At 52.3% G+C, this 7,246-nt stretch carries 7 protein-coding genes and 1 pseudogene; 2 read left to right on the top strand and 6 right to left on the bottom strand.

Features of this window, described 5'->3' with window-relative positions; genetic code table 11:
- The 6 genes from BSU04_RS24020 to darT form a co-directional block, all read right to left on the bottom strand.
- A partial coding sequence (locus BSU04_RS24020) for a transposase (RefSeq protein WP_256983260.1) occupies positions 1-241 on the bottom strand: 241 nt, incomplete at its 3' end.
- Positions 242-817: 576 nt separating this feature from the next.
- Entirely contained in the window at positions 818-1,276 is a 459-nt protein-coding gene (locus BSU04_RS24015; RefSeq protein ID WP_089162928.1) for a hypothetical protein, read from the bottom strand.
- A 142-nt stretch (positions 1,277-1,418) separates the two neighbouring features.
- A complete protein-coding gene (locus BSU04_RS24010) occupies positions 1,419-2,534 on the bottom strand; it encodes an XRE family transcriptional regulator (protein ID WP_089162927.1) in 1,116 nt (371 codons plus the stop codon).
- Positions 2,534-2,917 (bottom strand): hypothetical protein, encoded by a 384-nt coding sequence (locus BSU04_RS45660; protein ID WP_179258421.1) that lies wholly within the window; start codon positions 2,915-2,917, stop codon positions 2,534-2,536. Before BSU04_RS45660 ends, BSU04_RS24010 begins: the two co-directional genes overlap by 1 nt.
- A 575-nt stretch (positions 2,918-3,492) precedes the next feature.
- Entirely contained in the window at positions 3,493-4,533 is a 1,041-nt protein-coding gene (gene darG, locus BSU04_RS24000) for a type II toxin-antitoxin system antitoxin DNA ADP-ribosyl glycohydrolase DarG (RefSeq protein ID WP_089162929.1), read from the bottom strand.
- Between the two features lie 11 nt (positions 4,534-4,544).
- Positions 4,545-5,216: a type II toxin-antitoxin system toxin DNA ADP-ribosyl transferase DarT gene (darT, locus tag BSU04_RS23995; RefSeq protein ID WP_089162925.1), complete on the bottom strand. Its 672-nt coding sequence runs from the start codon at positions 5,214-5,216 to the stop codon at positions 4,545-4,547.
- Between the two features lie 592 nt (positions 5,217-5,808).
- Between darT and BSU04_RS23990 the strand changes: the two genes are divergently transcribed.
- Entirely contained in the window at positions 5,809-6,897 is a 1,089-nt protein-coding gene (locus BSU04_RS23990) for a tyrosine-type recombinase/integrase (protein ID WP_089162924.1), read from the top strand.
- Positions 6,898-6,997: 100 nt separating this feature from the next.
- Positions 6,998-7,246 (top strand): annotated as a pseudogene (locus tag BSU04_RS47175) (IS21 family transposase); the annotation flags it as partial.

Below are 7,246 nucleotides of genomic sequence, written 5' to 3'. Positions count from 1 at the left end.
CCTCCGTTGGCAAGGTCACAGGGAGTAGCACTGTCGCTTCAGCGCCGCCGTTGCTAAGCAACCCGGCGCGGTATTCGCGGCGCCATTTGAAAACCATATTTGGATTGAGTCCATGGGCCTGAGCCAGTTTAGCCACGGAAACATTGGATTCACAGGCCGCGATCGCGACCTGTCGTTTGTAGGCCGGATCGTAGTTCGGTCGGCCCTTGCGATTTGAAATCTGCATCTCATCTTTAGACAAAGTAGTCCCCATCACTTATTTGGTGGGGACTACTTTGGACACTATCCAGCTGCCTGTACATGCGGCCTTCAGATGACGCTTACGTTCGCAGCGCCAGCGGAAATAATGAAACGCTACCAAACCGATAGAAATCCCTATCCCCAAAAACGCTATCGACTTGGTTGGAAGCCACGAGAGGAATGATAAGCCCGCTTGGGCCCGCGATCGTGTCCTGGACCAATTCGATGCAACAATTTGCCCGTCCACCAGCAACGGGATCCAAAAATTGTTCATTGCATTATCGTTAAAAAGTCGCTGTGCCACAGTCATGAAACCGGTCTTTACCACGATGGCCTTAAATCCGAACGTTCCGCTCGGACCGTAGCCCCATGTCGCCTTGCTAGCCGCGACGTGCCATTAGTTGCAAGTACCCACCTCGCGGCGACGAACCGCGCTACCGCTGCTCAAGTTCAACGACAAAGTTTTGTCGACCAACCGAAACGTGCACAACGCGATCGTCGCCCATTAGAACAACTCCCTTTCCGCCCCGGTAACGCAAATCGATGTGGCTCGTAGTTGTAGTCAAGTTTATTGCCGTCAACCTCGCCGCTGCACAACCGTCTGATTTATTATTCTGCGATTGATCTTTTTCTTCCATGCGGCTTGCTTATCCGATAACTTCCTTTTTAACTTCGTTTGCATAAGAAATTTGTATTCTTTTTCAAAAATGTAGCCAAGTTTATATGCGTGTGAAATTAAATCCTCATTTGCATTAGAAGCATCGTTCAAAGCAATTCGCTTAAGTCCATCAAATAGATTTCCAGTTTCGATGCCGATAAATCTATTGATACAGATATTTCCGACGTATGCAGTGTTCCCATTTAAGCGATTCTGTATATGACAATGCTCTTTGATTTCCTTGCCACAAGGACAATGATCGAATTCCTCACTTATCTGAACGCCCACGAGAACCCACTCGCTCCTAGCAGTATCAAAATCCTTGGAGACAGAGAGCGGGAGTATGTGAGCTCTCAATTGTTCAAAATTATGCTCCATCTCAACCCCATGAATTCGGCCGTAAACGCCATCAAAAACAACCCGAGTACGTAGTCCCGATTTTGCTGAGCCGCTTTTTCTCGTAGAAATTAGCCCTGGCGGCTTGGCAAAACCGTCAGGACATATACTTTCAACCCGCTCTCTAACGTCGCGCCATCGGAATTACGTTTCCACCGACGGGCACGTAATCGGGTTCCGCAGGCTCTATGTCCTCATTCAGCAAGTCGAGCAATAACTCAGTTGTCACACTTAGCTGCGAGGCAAGAACCGGAAGCGTAATCCCCAATCGCTCACGTAATAACGTAATGGAGCGATGCAGTAATCGTGGTTGCTCCATAGGTATTTGATCGTCCTCTCGTTCCCTTGTAGCTTCGCCTCGGCGCAATGAAATAGCGCCACGGCGGTAAAGCTCATCGGAAATTAGCTCCAACTGGCGAGCACGGTATAACAATGCAGCCTTGCTCACTTTCCAAGTCAGTTTAAATTCGCTTATGCCCTTCCAATCAAGGAATGTACCTCGTGAACGCGGAAAAAGCTTGAGCATCATGGCCCGCGGCACAAGGAACGCACTGGCGAATCGGTTCGCTTCACTCTCTGATACGCGGTCACCAGTTACCCGACCAGAGTGCATCACACAATGTCCTAATTCATGAGCGATATCAAAGCGTTGCCGGCATGCACTTTCCTTTGCGTCATTGCGAACGATGATTGGCCTTTCCCCCACGAACGACAAAGCATCAACCTCGCTAGAAACTCCACTAAAGGTTGTCACAACTGCCCCAACGTTCTCAGCAAGTCGAGTCATATTGGATATCGGACCAAGCCCTAGACCCCACTCTTGACGGCAATGCTCCGCGGCTTTTTCAATCTCCACCGCTGTCACAGCTCCATCGAATTGAGGTATCCGCACCGGCGGCAGTTGCAAGTGACTCTCTATCGCACTAACAACGCACTGCATCATAGAAGCCTTAGCTAGGGCTATCTGCTTCACCGAGACTTTGGTTGTTGCCAATCTACGGAAATGCACCTGCTCTTCTGAGATTGCGTTAGGCGAACGCTCTAACTCGAAAAAGCTGGGCATAACGTCCAGCGCCAAGGCTAAAGCGACACTCAATTCCCCTGCAGGTGCGCCACTACCTACCTCCAGTTTCGATATGTACTGACGCGTCTTACCGACCCGCACCGCAACTTCCTCAAGAGAATATCCCTTAAGGAGGCGCGCCATACGAAGAGCAGCTCCGCTAAAACTTGCTTGCATTACGTACTTTCCGTCCCAGTTTCCGATGCCGGTTCAATATCCGATTCGTCGTCAGGGACTCGAACGCTAATTTCTGCGTCAGGCAGATCCACGACGGGAGGGGTAGTGGAATCCACCGAATGTAATGCCCCAGCAGTCGGTTGATGACGCCATTCGCAAATTTTTTCTTCAAACACGTTGTAGCCGATCAGATAAACCTGATCTTCATCGTCATCCGTCATCGCCCGCTCGATCACGAACCGCCATACGACCGGCTCCGTATCTTCCGGCGCAAACAATTGATCCACTTGGTTACGTCGGAAAAATCCGTGCTTCTGCGGATGATTTGGATCGTCAGTGAAAAAACGACACGGCACGGAACCGATGCAAAATGTCACATCCATGCCCGAATGCTTCAATTCGAGCCAAGGATGCTCCTTCCGTAACGCGAGGCGAATGAGCATTTCGCGCTGCCGGCCAAAGACTGTGCATTCACGCGTGTAATTGTTGTCGTACTCACTCTGCAACACCGCGAGGGCGTTGTATCGAACGTCCAACAAATGGTTTGCAATCGTCTGAAGTCGATCTTCAGTTAGGTCGAGGTAGAAGTCGGATGGATGCGAGGTTGTCGTCATTTTTGCAAAATGGAGGTTTTGTCAACCACATAATTCTGCATTTCGACGATTTTGTCAACCATCTATAAGGGTGCCGACCCATTTTTCTTCGATGTTTGGCAAGGGCCAAAGCCAAAACGCTTCGCAAAAGAGCTTTCGAGTGCGTGCTGAGCCTGAGGCCAAGGGGACGCGCAAGCAAACTGTTAGGCAAACGGGAGCGAGAACTCTGCCATGCGTGTCCGGCATCGTTGGGTTGCTTCTGACGACGAACAATGAAAAGCCGCCCACAGGGGCGGCTTTGTGTTCCAACGTGCTACAGGAGGTCCCGCCCATTCACGGTCCAATGCAGGCCATTGTCTGCTACGCTAAATCCACTGGCACTCGGATAGTCGCTGCCAAGCAGCAGCCACGTGATCTGCTTCCATCAGTGTTTTCTTTCGCTCATTCCACATCTGCACGGCTCTCAACGCTTCGCTCTCGTTGCGCGCGAAAGGCTCATGAGTTGCAACCCAGTGAACGCTCGCCAAAAGCTCCAAGCCATAGGGGGTTTTAAATCCGGCGATAAGATCGTCGATTCGATCTATCTTCTCATTCAGACCAGTCCCCTCTGCGGCTTCTAAAAACTCTTCAGCTTGCGATAGGGCACCCTCAATAGGCTCTATGTCAGGCATAGCTACGCCGTCGCCGATACCGCGAATGTAATGCCCCTCCATGTTTTGGAGCGCGTGTCCAAGCTGGGCTGCATAAGGACCGTAAGTGTGAGCCTCAAAGTTAAGCTTCAGGTCCTCCCCCGAGATTTGAAGGAAGTAAGCTAGCTTTTGGATCTCAATTTTGCTTAAACCATAATTTAACTCTTTGTAGACTTCGAGAAGTTTGAGAATCGCTGCCCGTCCGCGAGTCATCCTCGGTTTTTTCGTGCCTGTCTCCATCGACTTAGCGTCGGGAGTAGCTCCTGGCGGAAACAAGTGCACCGTGACGCTCGGAAGCGCCTGGAAAGCTTTTTCGATGCGTGGACGAACTTCATCCCAGTCGAGGCCGCCGTTGCCGCATCCGAGCGGTGGAATAGCTATCGAGCGAATGTGGAGCCGTTCGATTTGATTTATCAAGTCGTGAAGACCGTCGTCAATGTAGCTCAACTTCGATCTTTCTTTCCAATGATTCTTGGTTGGAAAGTTGATGATGAAGTTGGGCTTGATAAGACCGCCCGAGTCAAAGACGTGCATCTTCCCTGGAACCACTTCGCCGCGCTTGCACGCGCCTTCGTACGCCTTAAAGTTGTCGGGCCACTTTCGCTTGAATTGAAGAGCAATTCCCTTGCCCATGATGCCAACACAGTTGACTGTGTTGACGATCGCATCGATTCCGTCTTGCTTAAGCAGGTCTCCGGTTTCGATCTTGATGGTCATGGTGTTCATCCTCAAAAATACCAATTTGGTTGAACGGTCGTAGGAATCGCCAAACCCGCGCCCGCGACGATATTGGAGACAACGGTTCGGGCTTGTTCGTTGGCGACGCCGATGCGCGTCACGAGTTCCAACGGGAAACGCTCATGCACTAAAAATTCTGCCTGTCGGCGCTCCATGCGATCCACATAGCGGGGCGGATCATTACGGTTGAACCAGTATTTGCAGTAGCCATCCATACACGGTTGTTCGGTAATGAGGTCCCACGAGACCTTGTCTATATGGCCCAAATCGTCGTACGGGCGAGCGATTACAAGCGAGGCGTTCCGGTCGTAGAAGACGTATTTGAGTTGCGCACCGACGACATGAGGCACGGTCGACTCCAAGTGGATGATGTCGGCTTGCCGCCATTGACAACCCTCGACGTTTCCTTGATTGATTGTCGACAGCATCGGTGACCGGGGCGCAAAGTAGAACGGCACGTAATCGTGGAGCAGCCCGCCGGGCCCCTTCGTAACCGCCTTTTCCGCCCGCATACGCTGAATTCGCTGGTAGGCGATGTTGCTGTAATTCATTCCTGCTTTGGCCAATACGTTTTTTGGCCAAAGGTGGGCTGTGGCACAAACCTGAGCGAAGTTCGCGATAGCCGTGATGTGAAAGATGCGAACGGGGTTTGGAATTGCCATACCACCTCTGTGACGGCGCGCCAATATGTATATTTACACATTGTACTGGCACGGCCTAATTTGAAAAATAGGGCCACATCAACTAAGCGGAATTTGCAACGGCTGCGTCGGTGAACGCGGATCCTTATCGGCTTTTCGGCCAGTTCTGCGCCGGTCTGATGCAGCTATTTGGAGTGCAATCACGCGCCAACCCTGGTGTCTGCCTCTGACATGCCCCTCATCAAAGCTCGCTTTCGACATAGACAACTCCAGCAATCACCTAGCCCTGCGCTCCGCAAACGCCTGTCGCCGGCCTAAATTCAAGGTCATTTTGCAGCAAGAACGGCTCGATTTGCGAAGCACAAATCAGCTGCAACCCTATGAAAAGACAGAAAATTGGTCCGGACTCTTAATCCGTAGGTCGACAGTTCGAATCTGTCACGCCCCACCACCGAATTTAGCAGTAGGAAATCAAGCACTTGCGAGAAATCGCGGTGCTTTTTTTTCGTCTGTAGGCCGAGGAGCGGGCGTCAAAAACTGGCCTTTGCCGGAAAACTGCCGGAACGGAAGAATCCAGACCAAGCGATTTCAATCTTTCGCATGGAGTCTGGAAATGGCATACATCAGCCAGCGTGGCGCTTACTGGCGCGCAGAAGTCCGCCGACGCGGTTACAAGCCTATCTATCGATCATTCGACACCAAACAGCGAGCGCAGCAATGGGCTCGGAGAGTTGAGTCGGAGATCGATAGCGGGTCATACATCGATCGCACTGAAGCCGAACGGACTACGCTCCGTGAGGCACTAGAGCGGTACCGTCGCGAAATCGTCCCAGAGAAACGCCACCCTTACCAAGAAAACCGACGTATCCAACGTTGGATCGACAACCAACTATCGCATCGAACTCTCGCTAACCTGCGCGGCGCTGATTTCGCAAAGTATCGAGACGAACGTCGGGCGGCCGGACGAGCTGAAAACACCATCAGGCTTGAACTACAGGTGGTGAGCCATCTTTTTGAGATTGCACGTAAAGAATGGGGCATGGAGGCGCTGGCGAATCCTTTGAAGAACATTCGCAAGCCTTCTGGCAGTCAAGCGCGAGATCGGCGTCTTTATGCAGGCGAATTCGAGAAACTTTACGCACTGCTATCAGGAAGCGGCAACCCGTGGGCAGCCCCTGCTTTCGAACTAGCGATCGAGACGAGTTTGCGTCAAGGTGCCCTCTTCAGCGTGCAGTGGGAATGGCTCGATCTTCGCAATCGACTCCTCCGCTTCCCTCCTAATGCCCGAGGCGCCGACAACAAAGGCGTGCCGGCTGTTCTACCTCTTTCTAACCGAGCCATCACTGTATTTCGTCATCTAGCAGCCATTGCGGAAGGCCCGGACACACGCGCTAGCCGCTCTTGGTGTGGCCCTGCCGATGCAACCCCGGAGAAATTGACCGGGCGGGTCCTAGGAACGAGCGTTAATGCAGTGATATGCGTTTGGAAGCGGACGTTAAAGAAGGCAAGCGCTGTTGATCCTACGTTGCGCGACCTCCGGTGGCATGATCTTCGCCATGAGGCAGCGAGTCGCTTCTTTGAGAAGGGCCTACATCCCATCGAAGTTGCCAGCCTGACTGGCCATCGAAGCATTCAAATGCTGAAGCTGGTGCGCGACAATTGGGAAGTCCGCTTTTGCGACAACTATGATGGCCGGCGGTGAGGTGTCGAAGGCGGCGTAGCCGCCGTAGACGACGAACCACCGGCAGCGCTGATTCGGCGGGGAATAGGATGGTCGACTGCAGCTAAAGAGCAGTTCGCCAATGTCTGGAACCCACATCACCGATCGACAGGTTCATCTCTACATGACCAAGCGCAAAGACCACACACAGGAAGTTGCCGCCGCGAAAGCAGGTATGAGCGTGCGTACGGCTCGCCGCGTAACCAAAGCGACCGAGTTGCCCTCGCAGAAACCAGAACGCGATTGGCGGACGCGGACAAATCCCTTTGCCGACGTTTGGGATAGCGAAATCGTGCCGTTGTTACGCTGTTCGCCGAAACTCAAAGCCATC

Source organism: Caballeronia sordidicola (assembly GCF_002220365.1).
Classification (GTDB): domain Bacteria; phylum Pseudomonadota; class Gammaproteobacteria; order Burkholderiales; family Burkholderiaceae; genus Caballeronia; species Caballeronia sordidicola_C.
Note: the sequence above shows the minus strand (reverse complement) of the source record. Positions and strands in the feature narration are given on the sequence as shown.